At 64.1% G+C, this 19,731-nt stretch carries 27 protein-coding genes; 4 read left to right on the forward strand and 23 right to left on the reverse strand.

Going from position 1 to position 19,731, the window contains the following annotated elements; genetic code table 11:
- Nucleotides 1–3: 3 nt before the first annotated feature.
- Nucleotides 4–1,458, reverse strand: a complete 1,455-nt coding sequence (gene eccB / locus AYK61_RS08040; RefSeq protein ID WP_121872562.1) for a type VII secretion protein EccB — start codon at nucleotides 1,456–1,458, stop codon at nucleotides 4–6.
- A 132-nt stretch (nucleotides 1,459–1,590) separates the two neighbouring features.
- Between eccB and eccE the strand changes: the two genes are divergently transcribed.
- Nucleotides 1,591–3,285, forward strand: a complete 1,695-nt coding sequence (eccE, locus tag AYK61_RS08045) for a type VII secretion protein EccE (RefSeq protein ID WP_183130208.1) — start codon at nucleotides 1,591–1,593, stop codon at nucleotides 3,283–3,285.
- 7 nt (nucleotides 3,286–3,292) lie between these two features.
- Here eccE and AYK61_RS08050 read toward each other — a convergent pair whose 3' ends face one another.
- The 9 genes from AYK61_RS08050 to infA form a co-directional block, all read right to left on the reverse strand.
- Nucleotides 3,293–3,850: an NADPH-dependent FMN reductase gene (locus AYK61_RS08050; RefSeq protein ID WP_121870430.1), complete on the reverse strand. Its 558-nt coding sequence runs from the start codon at nucleotides 3,848–3,850 to the stop codon at nucleotides 3,293–3,295.
- Between the two features lie 30 nt (nucleotides 3,851–3,880).
- A complete protein-coding gene (truA, locus tag AYK61_RS08055; RefSeq protein ID WP_121870431.1) occupies nucleotides 3,881–4,774 on the reverse strand; it encodes a tRNA pseudouridine(38-40) synthase TruA in 894 nt (297 codons plus the stop codon).
- Between the two features lie 5 nt (nucleotides 4,775–4,779).
- Nucleotides 4,780–5,367, reverse strand: coding sequence for a 50S ribosomal protein L17 (rplQ, locus tag AYK61_RS08060; protein WP_032397527.1), 588 nt, complete (start codon nucleotides 5,365–5,367; stop codon nucleotides 4,780–4,782).
- Between the two features lie 34 nt (nucleotides 5,368–5,401).
- The gene (locus AYK61_RS08065; protein ID WP_008718222.1) at nucleotides 5,402–6,466 is read right to left on the reverse strand and encodes a DNA-directed RNA polymerase subunit alpha; all 1,065 of its coding nucleotides are present in this window, start codon (nucleotides 6,464–6,466) and stop codon (nucleotides 5,402–5,404) included.
- Nucleotides 6,467–6,565: 99 nt separating this feature from the next.
- On the reverse strand, nucleotides 6,566–7,171 hold the full coding sequence (rpsD, locus tag AYK61_RS08070; protein WP_032397528.1) for a 30S ribosomal protein S4: 606 nt from the start codon (nucleotides 7,169–7,171) through the stop codon (nucleotides 6,566–6,568).
- A 21-nt stretch (nucleotides 7,172–7,192) separates the two neighbouring features.
- The gene (gene rpsK / locus AYK61_RS08075) at nucleotides 7,193–7,606 is read right to left on the reverse strand and encodes a 30S ribosomal protein S11 (protein WP_027496331.1); all 414 of its coding nucleotides are present in this window, start codon (nucleotides 7,604–7,606) and stop codon (nucleotides 7,193–7,195) included.
- Nucleotides 7,606–7,980 (reverse strand): 30S ribosomal protein S13, encoded by a 375-nt coding sequence (rpsM, locus tag AYK61_RS08080; protein ID WP_008718227.1) that lies wholly within the window; start codon nucleotides 7,978–7,980, stop codon nucleotides 7,606–7,608. The genes rpsK and rpsM overlap by 1 nt, the downstream gene beginning before the upstream one ends.
- Nucleotides 7,981–8,184: 204 nt before the next feature.
- Entirely contained in the window at nucleotides 8,185–8,298 is a 114-nt protein-coding gene (gene rpmJ / locus AYK61_RS08085) for a 50S ribosomal protein L36 (protein WP_025347279.1), read from the reverse strand.
- An 89-nt stretch (nucleotides 8,299–8,387) separates the two neighbouring features.
- A complete protein-coding gene (gene infA, locus AYK61_RS08090) occupies nucleotides 8,388–8,609 on the reverse strand; it encodes a translation initiation factor IF-1 (RefSeq protein ID WP_005140011.1) in 222 nt (73 codons plus the stop codon).
- Between the two features lie 346 nt (nucleotides 8,610–8,955).
- Between infA and AYK61_RS08095 the strand changes: the two genes are divergently transcribed.
- A complete protein-coding gene (locus AYK61_RS08095; protein ID WP_183130209.1) occupies nucleotides 8,956–9,849 on the forward strand; it encodes a glycosyltransferase family 2 protein in 894 nt (297 codons plus the stop codon).
- A gap of 2 nt (nucleotides 9,850–9,851) precedes the next feature.
- Here the strand turns inward: AYK61_RS08095 and map are convergent, their stop codons facing one another.
- The 9 genes from map to rpsH form a co-directional block, all read right to left on the reverse strand.
- Nucleotides 9,852–10,649 (reverse strand): type I methionyl aminopeptidase, encoded by a 798-nt coding sequence (map, locus tag AYK61_RS08100; protein WP_121870433.1) that lies wholly within the window; start codon nucleotides 10,647–10,649, stop codon nucleotides 9,852–9,854.
- The gene (locus AYK61_RS08105) at nucleotides 10,649–11,203 is read right to left on the reverse strand and encodes an adenylate kinase (RefSeq protein ID WP_094739494.1); all 555 of its coding nucleotides are present in this window, start codon (nucleotides 11,201–11,203) and stop codon (nucleotides 10,649–10,651) included. The genes map and AYK61_RS08105 overlap by 1 nt, the downstream gene beginning before the upstream one ends.
- Complete coding sequence (gene secY / locus AYK61_RS08110; RefSeq protein ID WP_032397531.1) at nucleotides 11,200–12,522, reverse strand: preprotein translocase subunit SecY; 1,323 nt, start codon at nucleotides 12,520–12,522, stop codon at nucleotides 11,200–11,202. The genes AYK61_RS08105 and secY overlap by 4 nt, the downstream gene beginning before the upstream one ends.
- A gap of 315 nt (nucleotides 12,523–12,837) precedes the next feature.
- Entirely contained in the window at nucleotides 12,838–13,281 is a 444-nt protein-coding gene (gene rplO, locus AYK61_RS08115; RefSeq protein ID WP_032397532.1) for a 50S ribosomal protein L15, read from the reverse strand.
- Between the two features lie 2 nt (nucleotides 13,282–13,283).
- A complete protein-coding gene (rpmD, locus tag AYK61_RS08120) occupies nucleotides 13,284–13,463 on the reverse strand; it encodes a 50S ribosomal protein L30 (protein WP_008718256.1) in 180 nt (59 codons plus the stop codon).
- Nucleotides 13,463–14,134, reverse strand: coding sequence for a 30S ribosomal protein S5 (rpsE, locus tag AYK61_RS08125; RefSeq protein WP_032397534.1), 672 nt, complete (start codon nucleotides 14,132–14,134; stop codon nucleotides 13,463–13,465). The genes rpmD and rpsE overlap by 1 nt, the downstream gene beginning before the upstream one ends.
- Nucleotides 14,135–14,168: 34 nt before the next feature.
- A complete protein-coding gene (gene rplR / locus AYK61_RS08130) occupies nucleotides 14,169–14,585 on the reverse strand; it encodes a 50S ribosomal protein L18 (RefSeq protein WP_032365631.1) in 417 nt (138 codons plus the stop codon).
- Nucleotide 14,586: 1 nt separating this feature from the next.
- Entirely contained in the window at nucleotides 14,587–15,126 is a 540-nt protein-coding gene (rplF, locus tag AYK61_RS08135; protein ID WP_032397535.1) for a 50S ribosomal protein L6, read from the reverse strand.
- 14 nt (nucleotides 15,127–15,140) lie between these two features.
- Nucleotides 15,141–15,539 carry a 30S ribosomal protein S8 gene (gene rpsH, locus AYK61_RS08140; protein WP_008718266.1) on the reverse strand — a complete coding sequence of 133 codons (399 nt, stop codon included), beginning with the start codon at nucleotides 15,537–15,539 and terminating at the stop codon, nucleotides 15,141–15,143.
- Nucleotides 15,540–15,935: 396 nt separating this feature from the next.
- Here rpsH and AYK61_RS08145 point away from each other — a divergent pair, with 396 nt between their 5' ends.
- Both AYK61_RS08145 and AYK61_RS08150 read left to right on the forward strand, forming a co-directional pair.
- Nucleotides 15,936–17,303, forward strand: a complete 1,368-nt coding sequence (locus AYK61_RS08145) for a glutamine synthetase family protein (protein WP_121870434.1) — start codon at nucleotides 15,936–15,938, stop codon at nucleotides 17,301–17,303.
- A 1-nt stretch (nucleotide 17,304) separates the two neighbouring features.
- A complete protein-coding gene (locus AYK61_RS08150; RefSeq protein ID WP_121870435.1) occupies nucleotides 17,305–18,000 on the forward strand; it encodes a DUF6885 family protein in 696 nt (231 codons plus the stop codon).
- Between the two features lie 92 nt (nucleotides 18,001–18,092).
- On the opposite strand, the gene AYK61_RS08155 is transcribed toward AYK61_RS08150, so the two are convergent.
- From AYK61_RS08155 to rplN, 4 genes are read right to left on the reverse strand one after another with little or no spacing between them, the layout of a single operon-like run.
- Entirely contained in the window at nucleotides 18,093–18,278 is a 186-nt protein-coding gene (locus tag AYK61_RS08155; protein ID WP_008718273.1) for a type Z 30S ribosomal protein S14, read from the reverse strand.
- A 4-nt stretch (nucleotides 18,279–18,282) separates the two neighbouring features.
- Nucleotides 18,283–18,855 carry a 50S ribosomal protein L5 gene (gene rplE / locus AYK61_RS08160; RefSeq protein ID WP_008718275.1) on the reverse strand — a complete coding sequence of 191 codons (573 nt, stop codon included), beginning with the start codon at nucleotides 18,853–18,855 and terminating at the stop codon, nucleotides 18,283–18,285.
- Between the two features lies 1 nt (nucleotide 18,856).
- The gene (gene rplX, locus AYK61_RS08165; protein WP_032397537.1) at nucleotides 18,857–19,174 is read right to left on the reverse strand and encodes a 50S ribosomal protein L24; all 318 of its coding nucleotides are present in this window, start codon (nucleotides 19,172–19,174) and stop codon (nucleotides 18,857–18,859) included.
- Nucleotides 19,175–19,543 carry a 50S ribosomal protein L14 gene (gene rplN, locus AYK61_RS08170; RefSeq protein WP_032397538.1) on the reverse strand — a complete coding sequence of 123 codons (369 nt, stop codon included), beginning with the start codon at nucleotides 19,541–19,543 and terminating at the stop codon, nucleotides 19,175–19,177.
- Nucleotides 19,544–19,731: the final 188 nt, after the last annotated feature.

The raw sequence follows: 19,731 nt of genomic DNA on the forward strand, positions 1-19,731 counted from the left end.
GGCCTACTTCGTGGGAAGTGCCGCGGCCTGCGGGTCGGGAGCAACACCGTCGTGCATCGTCAGGGCCTGTCCGCGCCCCAGAGTGGGTCCACTGCCGAGCAATTGGAGTATCTGCCAGGGTGCGGGTGCAGGCGGTCCGAATCCCAGCGCCGACGCGGCCTCGGCACCGTCGACGCCGTACCGCACTCCGGTGTCGGCCACGAAGAAGACGCTGCCCTGACGCGTGCTCGACGTGGAGATACCGGTACTGCGGACGAACCCGCCGCTACCGGGTGCCAGATAGACCTGGTCGACGGCGTCGCCGCCGCCATCGGCCTGAGCCAGCGCAACAGGTTGTGCACCGGTCTCGAGCGGCAACCCGCGACCGGCGGACTCGACCAGTCGAGCCGACGGTCCGCCGTCGGCAACTGCGAGTGGCTCCCACGTCAAGCATCCGACAGGGCGGTCACCGGTATCGACGATCGCGGGAGTGGTCGCCGGGAACGTCGAAACCTCCAGTCCGGATGAGGTTTTGGGAGCATCCGCGAGCAGGTCGGGATTGACGGCTGCGATATCCGGACTGCCCTGTGAATCGGTGAATTTGATGAGCAGTGCCGCAGTTTCGTTGATCGCTTGGATTCCGTCCTCGAGAACCACGTAGTACTGGACGTCGCGACCGGCGACCTGGACGACCGAACCGATCGTCCGGCCGTCGAACGGGAACGCAGGAACCTCGCCTGCCCGTGGAATGAACGGTGCTGCGACGGGAGGCGATTCGGGCACGGAGTTGAGTAGACCGGCACTGACCGGGGACGGTGTCGCGTCCTCGAGTCCGAGTGCGCGGACCACCGCCCTGTTGTTCAGGTCGACCGGTGATTTGGTGCCGTCGTGCACGAGATACGCAGTGCCGTTGGATGTCCAGAGGAAGGCCTCGGAATCGGCAAGCGCGGCGGTGCTGTCACCGTAGCGAGGATCGCCCACCACCACCGTCGTCGAGGTCACTCCGGCGAACGGGTCGACGGTGTCGCATACGGTCCACGATTGCGCGCTGCCGTCACCGTCGTGCGGCAGCGCAGACGGAGCACCGGGAATACCCACCAGCGCGCCGCGGGGTCGTGACGACAATTCGGATTCCTTGACCGTCAACGGGTTGTCGGGTTTGCCGACGATCAATCGAGCCGACGCGAGATTGAGCACCGGATGAAACACGTCGTCCACTTTCACGAACATCGCGGCCGAGTCCTTGCCGACCACGATCGACGCGTCGCCGATCTTGTCCTGTGGCCGAAACAGTGCCAGGGCAGCGCATCCCGCCAAGCCTATGCAGGCGATGACGACACCCACCAGCAGTGCCCGCGACTGCGACTTCATCGGATCGTGCAACATCCGAACATCGCGCCTGATCAGCGCATGTTCCATTCTGCGGACGAGAAAGCGGTAACCGCCAACCTGCCACTTCGTTGTCGGCGTCGATGCCACGATTCCTCCCCAGGATTGTGCAGACGACCCGATCCCCATTCGGGTCACGCGACACAGTACAGTTCGTCCGCACACCTCGGCGACCGCGTTGGCGGTCATCGACGGGGCACTGCGACCTTCGGGGGGGTTTCGATGACGCGTACCGGTTGGGCAGGGCGGGGGCGAGCCGCCGTTCCTTTCGTCGCACCAACGGTTCGGCGGGTGATCGTGGCCGAGACCGCAGCCGTGGCGACCGGTCTGGCTCTGTTGGCGGCGCAGGTGCGGCCCGGGTGGGTGCTGCTCGCCGCTGCGGCAGTAGCGCTCGTTCCGTTCGTGGCCGTTCGGCGCAGACCGGTCGTCGACTGGGTCCGGGCCATCTGGCGGTTTCTCGCCGATCGTGCCCCCGATGTCGGCGTGACCACCGAACACACCGACACCTCGGACGGCCCGGTCGGGGTCCACTGGCAGCGCAACACCGTCACCTGCACCATCGAAATCGCCGCGCCCGAGCACGCCACCACGGTCCTCGGCAGGGCGAGCGCCGAGACGCAGCACGCACTTCCTGTCGACGCGTTGGCGTCGTGTCTTCGACAACACGACATCGAGGTCTGCTCGATCGACGTAGTCGCACTCGGTTTCCGAACCTCGGCAGGGTCGGTCGCTACCGAGGTGTACGAGGGACTCATCGGTCCGCTACCGGCCGTAGCGGTGCGAACCGTCTGGGTGGCAGTCACTCTCGACCTGCGCGCGAATGCTCGGGCGATCGAGGTCAGAGGCGGAGGCAGGGCCGGAGGCGCCCGCACCGCTGTTGTCGCGACCACGAGGGTCCTTCGCGCTCTGCACGCCCACGGTCTGTCCTCGCGACTGTTGACGGGTTCCGAACTTCGGTCGGCCGTGTTGCACCTCTGCCGGGGGGTCGGTACCGACGATCTGACCCAGACATGGTCGACAGCGCCCATGCCTGGTGCGTCGAGCACCGTGTTCGGAATCGATTGCAGCGCAATCACTGCCGAGGACATCGCAACCCTGTGGGCAACACCGTCCCTCGGAACGACGATGTCGTTCCACCTGCAGCCGACCCGCGACACCGGCACGGTGCGCGTCGGTGGGTCGTGCAGATTCGCCGCCCGGACACCGATCACGAAGCCTCGGGTACGCGCGTTGACCTCGATGAGTGGAAGTCAACACGACGGCATCCTCGCACAGCTTCCACTCGCCGTACCCGTACCGAAGTCGTTGTCTCCCAGCCGAATTCTCGATGTCTCGACGGTGAACGAGTTGATGCTCCCGGTGAGCGGCTGCGGCCAGCTGCTGGGATCCGACGCCCACGGACACGGCGTCGCGGTGCGGTTGTTCGGACCGGGACTGACACGAGTTCGAGTCGTGGGAGAGCTCTACCTCGCTCAGCAACTGCTCTTCCGAGCCATTGCCACCGGTGCCAGAGTCCTCGTCCGCACCGACCGCCCCCACGCCTGGCGCGCGCTTCTCGACGCCATCGGCGCTCCCGATCGACTCCTGGTCGACGGCACTACGTCCCGATCCCGCCCGTCGTACGACGTGATCCTCATCGACTTCGCCGACGGTTCGGAACCGCCTGCACAACAGGGACTTTCGGGCGTCACGGTGATCTCGTTGTCCGAGCATGTGCCGCGGACCGGCCGCACCGATCAGGAGCTGAGCATGCCGCGATCGGAGCCGGATCTGACGATCGTGCAGCCCCATGCGTCGGGTGATCGAATTCGAGTCCGGTCCGGTCCGCTCGACGTCGAGTTGACGCTGGTCACGATTCCGCAGGAAACAGAATTCATCGGCCGGCCACGGAGTCTGCGCCCCGCAGTACGTGCATGACCGATTCTCAGCCGGGGTAGTCGGCCCGCCCACGTGCGCCGGCCACTGCGTCGGCCCACCACTCCAGCTGATCGAGAAGACGCCCGAGAGCGTCGACGGCGGCTGCGTCGTCGATGCGTCCCGACTCGTCGAACCGCTTACGGACCCGATGCAGCGACACGGCGTCTCGGACGGAGACCATGTGCAGTTCGGCGGTGATCTCCCGTAACTGTTCGGTGGCTCGAATTCCCCCGCCGAGCCCGCCGTACGAGACGAATCCCACTGGCTTGCCACGCCATTCGTATTTCACCGTGTCGAGGGCAGTCTTCAACGCACCGGGCACGCCGTGGTTGTACTCGGGGGTGACGAACACGAAGGCGTCGGCGCGTCCGACGGTCCGGGTGAAGCGTTCGGAGGCCTCACACGGAACGAGGGAATTCGGTAACTCGAAGTCGGCCAAATCGACGTCGACCACCTCGACGGCGGTGCGTTCGGCGGCGACACCTCGAACCCAGGCGGCGACGGTCGGACCCACTCGACCGGCGCGCACACTACCGACGACGATCGCGAGCTGTATCGGCTGCATCGCTCCGACAGTAGACCCGGTGGCGCTCGGTCAGCCCTCTCCCCCACAGCAACCGTCGGTGATCGCCGACCGCACTTCTCGGGTGGCCGCGTTCCGGGCGGCCAGCTCGTCGGCCGGTGGATAGTCGACTCGAACCAAGGACAAGCCGTGCGCCGGAGCCACCGCCACCTCGCTCGCCCTCTCGCGGCGAGTCAACAGCGACCGCGCCCAGTCGGGAGTTCGGCGGCCTTCCCCCACGGCCTGCATGGCACCGACGAGACTACGCACCATCGACCAGCAGAATGCGTCGGCGCTGACGTACGCGGTGAGGCGATCGCCGTCGCGCTCCCAGTCGAACCGCTGCAGTTCCCGAACGGTGGTGGCACCGTCACGTCGCTTGCAGAACGCGGCGAAATCGTGCAGACCGATCAATCCCGCGGATGCCTCGCGCACCGCGCCAAGATCGATCGGCCTCGGCCAGGACACGACACCGGCGACGTCGAGGGGGTCGACGCCGTAGAGCGCCGTGCCGAATCGGTACTCGTAGTGCCTGCGGTACGCCGAGAACCTGGCGTCGAAATCGCGGGAAACGGTGCTGATGGCCCGCACTCGAACATCGGTTGGCAGAAACCGGGCCATTCGCCGGACCAGTCTGTCGTGATCGTCCGGAACGTCGACGGCATCGAAGTGCGCCACCTGTCCCGTTGCGTGGACTCCCGCGTCGGTTCGCCCCGCCACGGTCAGCTCTATCGGTTGCCGCAGCACCGTGGAGAAAGCTTCTTCGAGCACTCCGCAGACGGTGCGGATACCCGGTTGGCGCGCCCATCCGGAGAAGTTCGTGCCGTCGTAGGAGATGTCGAGCCGATATCTGGTGGGTACCGAAAAAGCGGGCCCGCCTTCCCCTGAGGGAATGGCGGGCCCGCTTCGATCGTGCTCGGAGCTCAAAAGGACTAGTCCTTCTTTGCTTCCTCGGCCTCGGGGGCGTCCGACGCGTGTGCGTCGTTGTCCTCGATGCCGTCGATGACTGCGTCGGCGTTGGCCACCTCGGCGTCGGTCGCGTCGGCTTCGACAGCCTCGACGACGTTCTCGTCGGTCGCGTCCTCGGCCGGAGCCTCGGTTGCGGCGGGAGCAGCCTGCGAAGCCTTCACGCGGCGTGCGCGATCGGCTTCGTTGGACACCGTCTGCTCGTTGACGAGCTCGATGATGGCCATCGGCGAGTTGTCACCCTTGCGGGGGACGGTCTTGATGATGCGCGTGTAGCCACCGTCGCGATCGGCGAAGAAAGGCCCGATCTCGGCGAACAGCTTGTGCACGACATCTTTGTTGTTGATCGTCTTGAGAACCTCACGACGATGCGCCAGATCACCCTTTTTGGCATGGGTGACGAGCTTCTCGGCGTGGGGACGAAGGCGCTTGGCCTTCGACTCGGTGGTGGTGATGCGGCCGTGCTCGAAGAGTGACGTCGCCAGGTTGGCCAGGATGGCCTTCTGGTGCGACGCCGACCCGCCGAGACGGCGGCCCTTGGTGGGCTTGGGCATGATGAATCTCCTAGTAAGAGCTCCAGCGAGCTGATTACAGCTGTTCTGTCTCGGCGTAGTCCTGCTCGGCACCTTCGGTGTCGCTGAAGGAGCCGGCGTCGGTGTCACTCCACGTGCCCGTGGTGGCGTCGTAGCCAGGCACGGTGCTCGGATCGAACGACGCGGGGCTGTCCTTGAGGGAGAGGCCGAGCGAATGCAGCTTGACCTTCACCTCGTCGATGGACTTCTGCCCGAAGTTACGGATGTCGAGCAGATCGGACTCGGTACGACCAACCAACTCGCCGACGGTGTGAACACCCTCGCGCTTGAGGCAGTTGTAGGACCGGACGGTGAGGTCCAGATCCTCGATGGGGAGTCCGAAGGAAGCAATGTGATCGGCCTCGGCGGGCGAGGGTCCGATCTCGATGCCTTCTGCTTCGACGTTCAGCTCACGGGCGAGGCCGAAGAGCTCAACCAGGGTCTTGCCCGCCGAAGCGAGCGCGTCCCGCGCGGTGATGGAATTCTTGGTCTCCACGTCGAGAACGAGCCGATCGAAGTCGGTGCGCTGTTCGACGCGGGTGGCCTCCACCTTGTAGGTGACCTTGAGCACGGGTGAGTAGATCGAGTCGACCGGAATACGGCCGATCTCGGCACCCGATGCCTTGTTCTGAACGGCGGGGACGTAGCCGCGACCGCGCTCGACGACGAGCTCGATCTCCAACTTGCCCTTGTCGTTCAGGGTCGCGATGTGCAGATCCGGGTTGTTCACCGTGACGCCGGCCGGAGGCACGATGTCGCCTGCGGTCACAGCGCCGGGGCCCTGCTTGCGGACGTACATGGTGACCGGTTCGTCTTCTTCGGAGCTCACCACGAGGCCCTTGAGGTTCAGGATGATGTCGGTGACATCTTCCTTGACTCCGGGGACGGTGGTGAATTCGTGGAGGACGCCGTCGATACGGATGCTGGTGACAGCAGCGCCGGGGATCGACGACAGCAGGGTGCGGCGGAGCGAGTTGCCGAGTGTGTAGCCGAAGCCGGGCTCGAGCGGCTCGATGACGAATTTCGAGCGGTTGTCGGCGATGACCTCTTCGGTCAGCGTCGGGCGCTGTGAAATGAGCATTGTGTGTTCCTCCTGTACGGGCGTCCGCTATTTGACGCCCACGTGTGGAGGCGAAGACGCATGTGAGCCTCGCGAGGAGACTCACATGCGTGCCGCGCCTTACTTCGAGTAGTACTCGACGATGAGCTGCTCCTGGAGCGGCACATCGATCTGTGCGCGCTCCGGCAACCTGTGAACCAGGATGCGAAGACGGTTGGGAACGACCTGCAGCCACGGGGCGACGGGACGGTCGCCGTAGCTTTCGCGGGCGATCTGGATCGGCAGCGTCTGTGCCGACTTCTCACGGACGTCGATGATGTCGTACTGCGAGACGCGGTAGCTGGGGATGTCGACGCGCTTGTTGTTCACCAGGAAGTGACCGTGCGTGACCAGCTGACGGGCCTGACGACGCGTACGTGCCAATCCGGCGCGGTAGACGACGTTGTCGAGACGACTCTCGAGGATGGTCAGCAGGTTCTCGCCGGTCTTGCCGACCGTCCTGTTGGCTTCCTTGTAGTACAGACGGAACTGCTTCTCCATGACGCCGTAGGTGAAGCGAGCCTTCTGCTTCTCCTGCAGCTGAAGCAGGTACTCGCTCTCCTTGATCCGCGCGCGGCCGTGCTGGCCGGGCGGGTAGGGACGACGCTCGAACGCCTGGTCGCCTCCGACGAGGTCGACGCGCAGACGACGCGACTTGCGGGTGATAGGACCGGTATAACGTGCCATTTTCTAAACCTTTCCTTCCCGCTAGACCCGACGCCGCTTGGGCGGACGGCAGCCGTTGTGCGGCTGAGGGGTGACATCGGAGATGGTGCCGACCTCGAGGCCAGCGGCCTGAAGCGAGCGGATCGCGGTCTCACGGCCGGAGCCGGGACCCTTGACGAAGACGTCGACCTTCTTGACGCCGTGCTCCTGTGCCTTGCGCGCAGCGTTCTCGGCTGCGAGCTGTGCGGCGAACGGAGTCGACTTGCGCGAGCCCTTGAAGCCCACGTGTCCCGAGGACGCCCACGAGATGACGTTTCCGGCGGGGTCGGTGATCGACACGATCGTGTTGTTGAACGTGCTCTTGATGTGCGCAGATCCGTGCGGGACGTTCTTCTTGTCCCTGCGACGCGTCTTCTGCGCCTTCTTCGGACCGGTACCGCGTGCTTTGGGGGGCATTACTTCGCCTTCTTCTTGCCGGCAATGGTGCGCTTGGGTCCCTTACGGGTACGCGCATTGGTCTTGGTGCGCTGTCCACGGACGGGCAGACCACGACGGTGGCGAAGACCCTGGTAGCAGCCGATTTCGATCTTGCGACGGATGTCGGCCTGAACCTCGCGGCGCAGGTCGCCCTCGACCTTGAGGGACTCGTTGATGTAATCGCTGAGCTTGCGCAGATCGTCGTCGCCGAGATCCTTGCTTCGCAGGTCGGGGCTGACGCCCGTCGCTGTGAGGATCTCCTTGGAGCGGGTACGGCCGACGCCGTAGATGTAAGTCAGTGCGATCTCCATGCGCTTTTCGCGCGGCAGATCCACACCTGCGAGACGTGCCATGTGGCATTTCCTTTTCTTGTCCGGAGGTCTGCTCCCAGTCCGTCCCCTGTGTCCTTCTCACCGCTGGGGTGTGAAGCGTCTTTCAACAAACTCAGTGGGGCCCCGGCCTCCGTGCCGGGGGTATGCCGTGACGCGTGTGTCACGGTTGGTGCTGGGAGGTCATCTTCTAGCTGTTGCCAAGCCGACGTGCGAAAAGCTCGGTGGTTATCCCTGACGCTGCTTGTGCCGCAGGTTGTCGCAGATCACCATGACGCGTCCGTTACGACGAATCACCTTGCACTTTTCGCAGATCTTCTTGACGCTCGGCTGAACCTTCACGTCGTTGATCTCCTGTGTGTAGCTCGGCCCCGCTGCATGCAGTGGATCCGAGCATGGTTCTCCCCGACCGGACGTGGCCGGGGAAGCTCTTACTTGTAGCGGTAAACGATGCGTCCACGCGTGAGGTCGTAGGGCGAAAGCTCTACCACGACGCGATCCTCGGGAAGGATGCGGATGTAGTGCTGACGCATCTTTCCGCTGATGTGAGCGAGTACCTTGTGGCCGTTTTCGAGCTCAATGCGAAACATCGCATTGGGCAGCGGTTCGACAACTCGGCCCTCTACCTCGATAGCACCGTCTTTCTTGGCCATATCCTCCGCGATCCTGGCTCTCACACCTGGTTGATTGCATCTGTTTCCGTTACCGTGATGCCCACTGACCGACCCGAGTCAACGGGCCGATGTGTCGCCGGAACGGTTCGCAGGCCACCAGGGCACGCGAACATCCGGTACGCAGGGCGCACCGTCGATCCATGTTACCGGGTAATGCACGTCTGGCCAAATGCGTCCCGCGTCCATGCTCCAGGTCAACGGTTGCCCCAGTTCGATTTCCTGAGCTAACGTTCTGCTGGGCTGCATCAACAGCCGCACTTCAGGCCGTCCCGCCTGCGCTCGCAGCGGCGGCCATGTCCGCGACGACGACCACAAGGCATCCCTCTTGAGCTCAGACACGCGCACCGGCAACCCGGTCGTATCCGTCATCATTCCGGTTCACAACTCCAAGGATGTTCTCGACGACCAACTACGAGCTCTCGCTCGACAGGACTACGAGCATCCCTTCACGGTGATCGTCAGCGACAACGGCTCGACCGACGGCCTTCGCGAACACATCGACAACCATTGCCTCCGTGGAGCCCTGGATCTGAAGTACGTCGATGCTGCGGGACAACCGGGCGCATCGTTCGCACGTAACAGGGGTGCAGACGCCGCCCGCAGCGAACTGCTCGCCTTCTGCGACGCGGACGACGCGGTGCACCCGAGCTGGCTCCGGCGCATCGTTGCCGGCCTCGACGAGTACGACCTGGTAGGCACCGGCCTGGAGACCGAGACCCTGAACTCCGCTGCCACGCGAGCATCGACACCGTTCGCGCCGCCGTCGGATCAGGGCAAGTCGACATACCTACCGTTCGCCATCGGTGCCAGCATGGCGTGCCGCAGATCGACCTACCGTCAACTCGGCGGCATGCTCGAGTACGTACACGCCAGCGAGGACATGGAGTTCTCGTGGCGCGCACAGCACGCGGGATATCGATTGCACTTCATCGCCGAACCGCTGGTCTCGTACCGACTGCGCACCGGCCATCGAGAGAACTGGAAGCAGGCAGGCGCTCTGGGGTACGGATCGGCTCACGTGCGCGGCCTCTACCGAGTACACGGCTGCCCACCCTTCCGGGCACGCTCGATCTCCATCGCTCTGCTGATGCTCGGCATACGAAACCCGCTACTTCCCACGGCGGTGACCAAGATGCCCACTCGGCTCTGGCTACGTCTGGTGGCTGCGCACCTCGGACTGGTCCGCGGGGGTCGGCGCTACGGATCGTTGGCCTGGTGACCCTAACTGGGTCGTAGCGTCAGGATCCGCGGCCCGTCCTCGGTGACGGCAACGGTGTGTTCCCAATGCGCCGACCGGGATCCGTCGGTGGTCACGACCGTCCACCCGTCGTCGAGGATGTCGGTGTCGTACGTACCGAGGGTCAGCATGGGCTCGATCGCGAGAGTGGACCCGACGACCAGTTCCGGTCCCTTACCCGGCGCGCCCTCGTTCGCGAGGAACGGGTCCATGTGCATCTCACGGCCGATGCCATGACCGCCGTACCCGTCGACGATTCCGTACTTGCGGCCGTGAGCCTGCTCGGCCGCGTGAGTTCCGGATTCGATGGCGTGCGAGACGTCGGTGAGCCGGTTGCCGGGAAGCATCGCGGCGATGCCGGCTTCCATCGACAGCCTCGTCGCCTCGCTCAGCATCGCATCGGCCTCGATGATGTCGCCGACGCCGAATGTCCAAGCAGAGTCTCCGTGCCAACCGTCGAGAACTGCCCCACAGTCGATGGACACCAGATCGCCTGCGACAAGGAGTTCGTCTGCCGACGGAATGCCGTGCACCACACGGTCGTTCACCGACGAACAGATACTGCCGGTGAAGCCGTGGTATCCGAGGAACGACGGCACCGCACCGGCATCACGAATGACCGCCTCGGCCACTCGGTCGAGCTCGAGAGTCGAGACACCGGGCACCGCCGCGTTGCGGACGGCCACCAGAGCAGCGCCGACGACCGCGCCGGCCGCAGCCATGGCGTCGAGTTCGCCGGCACTGCGGAACGGCACGACCTTGCGTTTACGGCCGAACGCCATTACTTGCCGTGGTCCTCGATGGACTTCAGCGCGCGAGCGTTGACCTCGTCCACCTCACCGATCGCGTCGACCGTGACGAGTTGACCCTCGTAGTAGTCGAGCAGCGGCGCGGTCTCGTCCCGGTACACCTTGAGTCGGTTCCGGATGACGTCTTCCTTGTCGTCCTCGCGTCCACGCGAGAGCATCCGTTCGACGACGACATCCTCGTCGACGACGAAGGAGAGGACGGCGTCGAGCTTCGCGTTCAGATCCGCCAGGATGCCGACCAGTGCCTCGGCCTGACCCACCGAACGTGGGAAGCCGTCGAGCAGGAAGCCGTTGACGGCATCGGGCTCGGAGAGGCGACTGCGGACCATGTCGATCGTCAGCTCACTGGGAACCAGGTCGCCTGCATCGAGGTACTTCTTCGCTTCGAGTCCGAGCGCCGTCTTCTCGCCGATGTTCGCGCGAAACAGGTCGCCGGTCGAGATGTGCGGAACGCCCAGCTTCTCGGACAGGAGGACGGCCTGGGTGCCTTTGCCGGCACCGGGGGGACCGAGCAGAACAAGTCTCACTTGAGGAACCCTTCGTAGTTACGCTGCATCAGCTGGCTTTCGATTTGCTTCACGGTATCCAGGCCCACGCTGACCATGATCAGCACGGCGGTGCCACCGAAGGGGAGGTTCTGTCCTCCACCCGAACTTCCGATGTCGAGGAACAGGTTCGGGAGCACGGCAATGGTGCCCAGGTAGACCGCGCCCGGCAATGTGATGCGACTGAGGACGTAGTTCAGATAGTCGGCGGTCGGCTTGCCCGGCCGGATGCCAGGGATGAACCCGCCGAACTTCTTCATTTCGTCGGCGCGCTCTTCGGGGTTGAACGTGATCGCCACGTAGAAATACGTGAAGAAGACGATCAGACCGAAGAAGATCGCGATGTACACCGGGTTCGCGGGGTTCACCAGGTACTCGTTGATGATGCGCTGCCACCAACTCGGATCGACCGCGGTGCTCGCCGAGGTGAGCTGGGCGATGAGGTTGGGCAGGTACAGCAGCGAGGACGCGAAGATCACCGGGATGACGCCGGCCTGGTTGACCTTGAGCGGAAGGTACGTGGACGAGCCGCCGTACATCTTTCGACCGACCATGCGCTTGGCGTACTGGACGGGAATTCGGCGCTGACCCTGCTCGACGAAGACCACGCCGGTGATGATCAGGAACGCTGCGAAGCAGACGAATCCGAACACCAACCCACCGCGGCTCTCGAGGATCGAGTTGCCCTCGGACGGGATGCGCGAGGCGATTCCCGCGAAGATGAGCAGCGACATGCCGTTGCCGACGCCGCGTTCGGTGATGACCTCACCGAACCACATGACGACGGCTGCACCTGCGGTCATGACGAGCACGATGATGACGAGACCGAAGATGCTCTGGTCGGCGATGATGTCCTGCTGGCAGCCCTGAAGCAGTTGGCCGCGCGAGGCGAGGGCCACCAGGCCGGTCGCCTGCAGGATGGCCAAGGCGATCGACAGATAACGCGTGTACTGCGTCATCTTGGCCTGTCCCGACTGTCCCTCCTTACGGAGTTCCTCGAACTTCGGGATGACGACGGTGAGCAGCTGCACGATGATGCTGGCGGTGATGTACGGCATGATGCCGATCGCGAACACCGAGAGCTGAAGGAGCGCTCCACCGGAGAACAGGTTGATCAACGAGTAGATGCCGGCCGAGTCTCCACCGGAGACCTGGTCGATGCATGCTCGGACATTGGCGTAGTCGACACCCGGCGACGGCAGCGTGGCACCGAAGCGATACAGGGCCACCAGACCGAGCGTGAAGAGGATCTTCCGTCTCAGGTCAGGAGTCCTGAGGGCCGACACGAAGGCGGAAAGCAAAGATCCTCCTGGCACGACTGCGTTGACGCTGCGAGTGCTTCGTCGGGAGCGCAACCGGCGCTCCCGTGAGCCTCACGAGCATGGACTGCAGGCGACATGCATCGCCCGCATCGAAACGAACTTCTGTGAACTCTAGAACTCTAACAGTGCGTATCGAACCGCCCGACGGTCAGTGTTGGACCCTGTCCGTTCGGTCGACCACGGCACGTGGTGCCGAGGCAACGATGGCCGCAGCTCAGCTGCGAGAGCTGTGGCTGCGGCCATCGTCACGAACTGCTGGTCGATGCGCTGCTACTCAGCACATCGAACCGATGCTCATACCTCGGTTGCAGAACCGCCGGCAGCGGCGATCTTTTCCTTGGCGGAGCCCGTGAACTTGTTGGCCGAGATCTCGACCTTCACGGTCAGGTTTCCGTCGCCGAGAACCTTGACGGGCTCGTTCTTGCGAACGGCGCCCTTGGCGATGAGCTCGGGGATACCGATCTGACCGCCCTCGGGGAACAAACGCTCGATGTCGCGCAGGTTCACGACCTGGAACACGACACGGTTGCGGTTGGTGAAGCCCTTGAGCTTCGGGAGCCGCATGTGGAGGGGCATCTGGCCACCCTCGAAGCGTGCCGGCACGTTCTTGCGTGCGCCGGTTCCCTTGGTACCGCGACCTGCGGTCTTGCCACGCTTGCCACCTTCACCACGGCCGACGCGAATCTTCGTCGACTTGGATCCGGCTGCGGGGCGCAGGTGGTGCAGTTTGATGGTCATGGTTAGACCTCCTCAACAGTTACGAGGTGGCGCACCGTGTTGACCAGTCCGCGGTTCTGCGGGTTGTCCTCGCGGACGACCGTCTGGCGGATGCCCTTGAGCCCGAGAGTACGCAGGCTGTCACGCTGGTTCGCCTTCTGGCCGATGGTGCTCTTGATCTGGGTGACCTTCAGCTGAGCCATTACTTCACCGCTCCTGCCTGTGCGCGTGCGCGCAGCATTCCGGCGGGTGCAACCTCTTCGAGGGTCAGGCCGCGGCGAGCCGCAACTTCCTCGGGACGCTGCAGACCCTTGAGGGCTGCGACGGTCGCGTGCACGACGTTGATGGCGTTGTCGCTACCGAGCGACTTCGACAGCACGTCGTGGACACCGGCGCACTCCAGCACGGCACGCACAGCGCCACCGGCGATGACGCCGGTACCGGCGCTGGCCGGACGCAACATGACGACGCCTGCTGCGGCCTCGCCCTGGATGGGGTGCGTGATGGTGCCGGCGATCATCGGGACGCGGAAGAAGCTCTTGCGAGCCTCCTCGACACCCTTCTGGATGGCCGCGGGAACTTCCTTGGCCTTGCCGTAACCGACGCCGACCAGTCCGTTGCCGTCACCGACGATGACGAGGGCGGTGAAGCTGAAGCGTCGACCACCCTTGACCACCTTGGAGACGCGGTTGATCGTGACGACCTTCTCGATGAAGTTCGACTTGTCCGCAGCGTTGCCGCCACGGCCGTTGTCACGACGGTCACGACCGCCACCGCGGTTGTCGCCGCGCTGGTTGTTGTCGCCACCTGCGTTGGGGCCACTGTTCTGTCCGGCGGGGCCGCTTCCGCCGTCACGCCGTTGACGTCCCGGCATCAGGCTGTCCTTCCGTTGTCAGTCATTGTCATCATCAGAACGTCAACCCGCCTTCACGGGCTGCGTCTGCGAGTGCCGCGATGCGGCCGCTGTAGTTGTTGCCGCCGCGGTCGAACACGACTGCCTCGACGCCGGCTGCCTTCGCGCGGCTGGCGATGAGCTCGCCGACCTTCGCGCTGACGGCCTTCTTGTCGCCCTCGAGGGCGCGCACATCGGCTTCGATGCTCGACGCGCTGGCCAGCGTGTGGCCGGCGAGATCGTCGATCAACTGCACGTGGATGTGACGCGAGGACCGGTTGACGACCAAGCGGGGACGCTCGGGCGTACCGGAGATCTTCTTGCGAAGGCGGAAGTGACGACGTGCCTTCGACAGGCGACGCTTCGTCGAGACGTCGGTGCCACGCGGAGTGCGCTTGACGACGTTCGCCTTGTCTGCTGTTTGCTGGCTCATATCACTTACCCGTCTTTCCGACCTTGCGGCGGATCACTTCACCCTCGTAGCGGATGCCCTTGCCCTTGTACGGGTCCGGACGCCGCAGACGACGAATGTTGGCAGAGATCTGACCGACCTTCTGCTTGTCGATGCCGACAACGGTGAATCGCGTGGGCGACTCGACCGTGAACGTGATGCCCTCGGGTGCTTCGATCAGCACGGGATGGCTGTAACCGAGTGCGAACTCGAGGTCCTTGCCCTTGAGTACGACGCGGTAACCGACGCCGTGAATCTCCATCTTGTTGGTGTAACCGTTGGTGACACCGGTGATGAGGTTCGCGACGAGAGTGCGCGAGAGTCCGTGCAGTGCACGGCTCTTGCGCTCGTCATCGGGCCGCGTGACGGCGATGGTGCCGTCGTCGGCGCGAGCGATCTGGATGGGCTCGGCGACCGTCAGGCTCAGGGCACCCTTGGGGCCCTTGACCGCAACGTTCTGGCCGTCGATGGTGATATCGACTCCAGCGGGGACTGGTACCGGCAATTTTCCAATACGTGACATGGTGGTGGCCTCCCCTACCAGACGTAGGCGAGGACTTCTCCGCCCACACCCTGCTTGGCCGCCTGACGCTCCGTGAGCAGACCTGTGGACGTGGAGATGATCGCCACGCCCAGGCCGCCGAGAACCTTGGGCAGATTGGTGGATTTTGCGTATACCCGGAGACCGGGCTTGGAGACGCGTCGCACGCCGGCGAGGCTGCGCTCACGGCTCGGGCCGTACTTCAGATCGACGATGAGGGTCTTGCCCACCTCGGCGTCTTCCGTGCGGTAATCGGAGATGTAGCCCTCGCGCTTGAGGATCTCGGCGATGTTCGCCTTGAGCTTCGAGTGGGGAAGCTTCACCTCGTCGTGGTACGCCGAATTGGCGTTGCGCAGACGGGTCAAGAAGTCTGCAATTGGATCGGTCATCGTCATGGTGTGACCTGTGCACCTTTCTCGCAGCGGTTCCCATGCAGCACGCGCGAGCTGGTGCCCCTGGATTCTCGAAAACCCGGCGGGCCTGGCTCGTCACATCGTGGGCCTACAACGAAGTGAACATGTCCTGACCGACTGTTGCCGGTCAGGGGTTGCGCTCCAAGCAATGCATCGCTGCACTGCCAGGTGTTTCGAGCTTCCGCATTTCGATGCTGACGTACGGAGAACTCGAGGTTGCGTTCTGTATTGCAAGGACTCGCGTGCAGGCACGACGAAGCCCGGGCAACCGCTCTAGTGTAGGCATCGCACCCCCGAAGACCAAATCGCCTTACCATTGTGCGACGGCTCGGGTCCAGTCGGACACCCCGGCGTCCAGTTCTTCGCTAACGTCGGACCATGACGGACTCGAAGGCAGTCGACATCGACCACCTCACCCACACTCTGCGCGACCGCAACATCGCCGGGGTGACGATCGGGTGGGTCGACAACAACGGCATTGTCCGATCGCGCACCGTACCGACCGCAGAATTGACCGCAGTCGCACGTCGCGGAGTAGGGGTCACCGCGGTGTTCGCGGTTTTCGATTCGCACGACGGGATCACCTTCGCCCACGATGGATTGTCGACGCCGTCGGGCGATGTGCGGTTGATTCCGGTGATCGACAGCGCGTCGAGCGTGGTCGCGCTCTCCGACCAACCAGGGCTTGCCTGGATACATGGCAGGCAGCTCTCGGCGGACGGCTCGCCCTGGCCCTACGATCAACGCGCGGTTCTCGAGCGCCAGGTGCAACTGGCTGCCGATGCCGGCTTCGAGGTGCGGGCCGGATTCGAGATCGAGTTCGCCCTGACCCGTGAATCGGACGGCATGTCCGCTCATCGCGGACCTGCGTACTCCGCCAACGCACTACGCGATGTCGACGACTTCGTCGTATCGCTGCTGCACGCCCTGTCTGCGAACGGTGTGAGCATCGGTCAGATTCATGCCGAGTACGGCAGTTCCCAGCTCGAGATCGCGCTCGCTCCACTCGATCCACTTGCTGCGGCCGATGCGCAAGTTCTCGCGCGGCAAACCATCCACGCGGCGGCGAAAGCTCACGGCCTGCGGGCAAGCTTCGCTCCCCTGCCCTCGTCGAGCAATGCGGGGAACGGATGGCACCTGCACACGTCGCTGGTTCGCGACGGCCGGAACGCTCTGACCGGAGACGGTGACCATGGATTGTCCGATACCGGGCAGTCGTACATCGCAGGCCTGGTTCGAGAGCTGCCGGGAGTCACCGCCGTTACTGCACCGAGTTCGGGATCCTTGCTCCGACGTCGACCCGGCTACTGGGCCGGTGCCTTCGGTTTCTGGGGCGTCGAGAACCGGGAGGCTGCAGTACGGCTCGTACCCGCTACCCCTCTACTCGGTCCGAATCACACCAACGTCGAATTGAAGGCGTGCGACGCTTCCGCCAATCCGTACCTGGCGCTTGCCGTCACGATCGCGGCCGGCCTGTCGGGAGTGGCGGATGACGCGCAGTTGTCGCCACCGGTTCAGGAGGATGTGGGCGGCTGGGACGATGCCCGTCGCGACGCCGCCGGTATCTCCCCACTCGCGACGACGCATGCGCAACAACGTGAGAACCTACTGTCGTCCACGCTGGTCGCAGACGTGTTGGGCGTGGAGCTTCTGGGCGCATTCGTAGCCTGCCGGGACGCCGACGCCGCGTGGGCGGAGAGCCACACCGAGGACGAACTGCTGGAATCGCTGCGCTGGATCTACTGACATGCTGCGACAATTCCCCGGCGTAGGCGCAATCGTCTCGGCCCTCGACAGCGCTCTGCCACAACCGGATCAGCTCTGCGGACCGTTCTCGGCATCGATAGCGCTGACCGCCGTCGTCGGCGACACACCGGACGTCACTGCGCTCGCGATCGCATCGGGATCCGCGATCTGGCCGGGCGAGATCGACTCGGCCCGCCCTCCCGGAACGCCGAGGCTCACCGACGGGTGGGATTCCCTTCCGAGGGCCGCATCGATCGACACGGCCGGGACCACAGCGGCAGGTCTTGCGACGGGTATCGAGACGGCGACCGAAGGACGCGTCGCAGTGGTTCCGATCATGGGGCCCGGTGCCGAGGGTCTGCGCCTGCTACTCGCCCGCCTTGCCGACGTACAGTTCCGATTCGGCCTGCTGGCGAACGTCCACACCGCGGAACTGACCGAATTCGATTGGAGCGTAGGCCATTTCGTGACCATCCTGGGAATGGACACTGTCGAGGACGTGGTCGGGATCGCCGATACCTATCGAGAGCTCGGAGTCTCGGGTATGCCACCCGGATGTCGAACCGTTCCCATCGACGCTCTCGCGTCGTCGATGTCCGAGCGTGGCCTTCTTCTGTTTGTCGACAACGACGGCCGTCGTGCTGCGCTGGATCTGACTCGGTCACTCGATCTACGAAACGACGTGTGGTCGGTATGAGATGGGAGAGGTGAGCAAACGCGAAATGGGCGTGGGTTCCTTTCGGAACCCACGCCCATCAGCGTGGTGTGGTGAAGCCCGGAGGCCTCAGATCACCAGGAGCTCTTGCGAACTCCGGGAAGCTCTCCGGCGTGTGCCATCTCGCGCACGCAGATACGGCAGAGGCCGAACTTGCGGAACACGGAATGGGGACGGCCGCAGCGGTTGCAGCGAGTGTATGCACGCACCGCGAACTTCGGCTTCTTGTTGGCCTTGTTGACCAATGCCTTCTTCGCCATGGACTCAGTTCTCCTTGAACGGGAAGCCGAGGTGCTTGAGCAGCGCGCGGCCTTCTTCGTTGTTGGTTGCGGTGGTTACTACGGTGATGTCCATGCCGCGCGGACGGTCGATCTTGTCCACGTCGATCTCGTGGAACATCGACTGCTCGTTGAGGCCGAACGTGTAGTTTCCGTTGCCGTCGAACTGCGTGCCCGAGAGGCCGCGGAAGTCCCTGATTCGGGGAAGGGCAATGGAGACCAGACGGTCGAGGAACTCCCACATGCGGTCGCCACGGAGGGTGACGCGTGCGCCGATGGGCATTCCTTCGCGCAGCTTGAACTGTGCGATGGACTTGCGTGCCTTGCGGATCTCCGGCTTCTGGCCGGTGATGGCAGCGAGGTCGGCAACTGCACCGTTGATCAGCTTGGCGTCACGGGCGGCGTCGCCGACACCCATGTTGACGACGACCTTGACGATGCCGGGGATCTGCATGACGTTCTCGTATGCAAATTCGGTGTTCAGGGCGTCTTTGATCTCGGCGCGGTAGCGCGCCTTGAGGCGGGGCTGTTCGCCCGCGATGTTTTCGGTGGTAGTCATCTCAGATGTCCTTCCCGTTCTTCCGGGAAACACGAACGCGCTTGCCGGTTTCTTCGTCGGTCCGGTAGCCCACGCGAGTGGGGTTGCCGTCCGAGTCGACCACTGCGACGTTCGATACGTGGATCGGGGCTTCCTGGGTGACGATGCCACCCGAGGATGCTCCGCGCTGGTTGGCGGAGACCGCGGTGTGCTTCTTGATGCGGTTCACACCCTCGACGAGAACCTTGGAGTCAGCGGGGTAGGCCTGAATGACCTTGCCCTTGGCACCCTTGTCCTTGCCTGCGATCACGAGAACGGTGTCGCCCTTGTGCACCTTCATTTACAGCACCTCCGGGGCGAGCGAGACGATCTTCATGAACTTCTTCTCACGCAGCTCACGGCCGACCGGGCCGAAGATACGAGTTCCACGGGGATCGTTGTCCGGCTTGATCAGCACCGCAGCGTTCTCGTCGAAACGGATGTACGAGCCATCCGGACGGCGACGCTCCTTGATGGTGCGGACGATGACGGCCTTGACGACCTCACCCTTCTTGATGTTTCCACCGGGAATGGCGTCCTTCACCGTAGCTACGATGATGTCGCCGATTCCGGCGTAGCGACGTGACGAACCACCGAGAACGCGGATGCAAAGGATTTCCTTCGCGCCCGTGTTATCAGCGACGCGTACTCGCGACTCCTGCTGAATCACTAACTTCTCCTTGACCTGGATGTACGTACGTGCCGGATTTCCGTCCCGACACGCGCGGTCGGCTGCTGGGTGCGGGCACACGAAGGGACACCGCTGCCACAGGCAACCGGTCAAGTGTAGGGGAACCGACCCCCGGGATCCAAATCGCTTTCGCTCCAGCACCGGCCGTCGCCTGCGAACTCGGAACT

The sequence above is a fragment of the Rhodococcus sp. SBT000017 genome (assembly GCF_003688915.1).
GTDB lineage: Bacteria > Actinomycetota > Actinomycetes > Mycobacteriales > Mycobacteriaceae > Rhodococcoides.

Bases quoted from the DNA above. Each gene is read 5' to 3' on its own strand.
- rplF (WP_032397535.1), bottom strand. From the start codon at position 15,126: ATGTCACGTATTGGAAAATTGCCGGTACCAGTCCCCGCTGGAGTCGAT.
- rpsM (WP_008718227.1), bottom strand. From the start codon at position 7,980: ATGGCACGTCTCGCAGGTGTGGATCTGCCGCGCGAAAAGCGCATGGAG.
- rplX (WP_032397537.1), bottom strand. From the start codon at position 19,174: ATGAAGGTGCACAAGGGCGACACCGTTCTCGTGATCGCAGGCAAGGAC.
- AYK61_RS08050 (WP_121870430.1), bottom strand. From the start codon at position 3,850: ATGCAGCCGATACAGCTCGCGATCGTCGTCGGTAGTGTGCGCGCCGGT.
- rpsK (WP_027496331.1), bottom strand. From the start codon at position 7,606: ATGCCCCCCAAAGCACGCGGTACCGGTCCGAAGAAGGCGCAGAAGACG.
- AYK61_RS08145 (WP_121870434.1), top strand. From the start codon at position 15,936: ATGACGGACTCGAAGGCAGTCGACATCGACCACCTCACCCACACTCTG.
- rplR (WP_032365631.1), bottom strand. From the start codon at position 14,585: ATGAGCCAGCAAACAGCAGACAAGGCGAACGTCGTCAAGCGCACTCCG.
- rplQ (WP_032397527.1), bottom strand. From the start codon at position 5,367: ATGCCCAAGCCCACCAAGGGCCGCCGTCTCGGCGGGTCGGCGTCGCAC.
- AYK61_RS08065 (WP_008718222.1), bottom strand. From the start codon at position 6,466: ATGCTCATTTCACAGCGCCCGACGCTGACCGAAGAGGTCATCGCCGAC.
- map (WP_121870433.1), bottom strand. From the start codon at position 10,649: ATGGCGTTCGGCCGTAAACGCAAGGTCGTGCCGTTCCGCAGTGCCGGC.
- infA (WP_005140011.1), bottom strand. From the start codon at position 8,609: ATGGCCAAGAAAGACGGTGCTATCGAGGTAGAGGGCCGAGTTGTCGAA.
- rplE (WP_008718275.1), bottom strand. From the start codon at position 18,855: ATGACTACCACCGAAAACATCGCGGGCGAACAGCCCCGCCTCAAGGCG.
- eccE (WP_183130208.1), top strand. From the start codon at position 1,591: ATGACGCGTACCGGTTGGGCAGGGCGGGGGCGAGCCGCCGTTCCTTTC.
- rpsE (WP_032397534.1), bottom strand. From the start codon at position 14,134: ATGCCGGGACGTCAACGGCGTGACGGCGGAAGCGGCCCCGCCGGACAG.
- rpsD (WP_032397528.1), bottom strand. From the start codon at position 7,171: ATGGCACGTTATACCGGTCCTATCACCCGCAAGTCGCGTCGTCTGCGC.
- rplO (WP_032397532.1), bottom strand. From the start codon at position 13,281: ATGACCATCAAACTGCACCACCTGCGCCCCGCAGCCGGATCCAAGTCG.
- AYK61_RS08150 (WP_121870435.1), top strand. From the start codon at position 17,305: ATGCTGCGACAATTCCCCGGCGTAGGCGCAATCGTCTCGGCCCTCGAC.
- rpsH (WP_008718266.1), bottom strand. From the start codon at position 15,539: ATGACGATGACCGATCCAATTGCAGACTTCTTGACCCGTCTGCGCAAC.
- rpmD (WP_008718256.1), bottom strand. From the start codon at position 13,463: ATGGCTCAGCTGAAGGTCACCCAGATCAAGAGCACCATCGGCCAGAAG.
- AYK61_RS08155 (WP_008718273.1), bottom strand. From the start codon at position 18,278: ATGGCGAAGAAGGCATTGGTCAACAAGGCCAACAAGAAGCCGAAGTTC.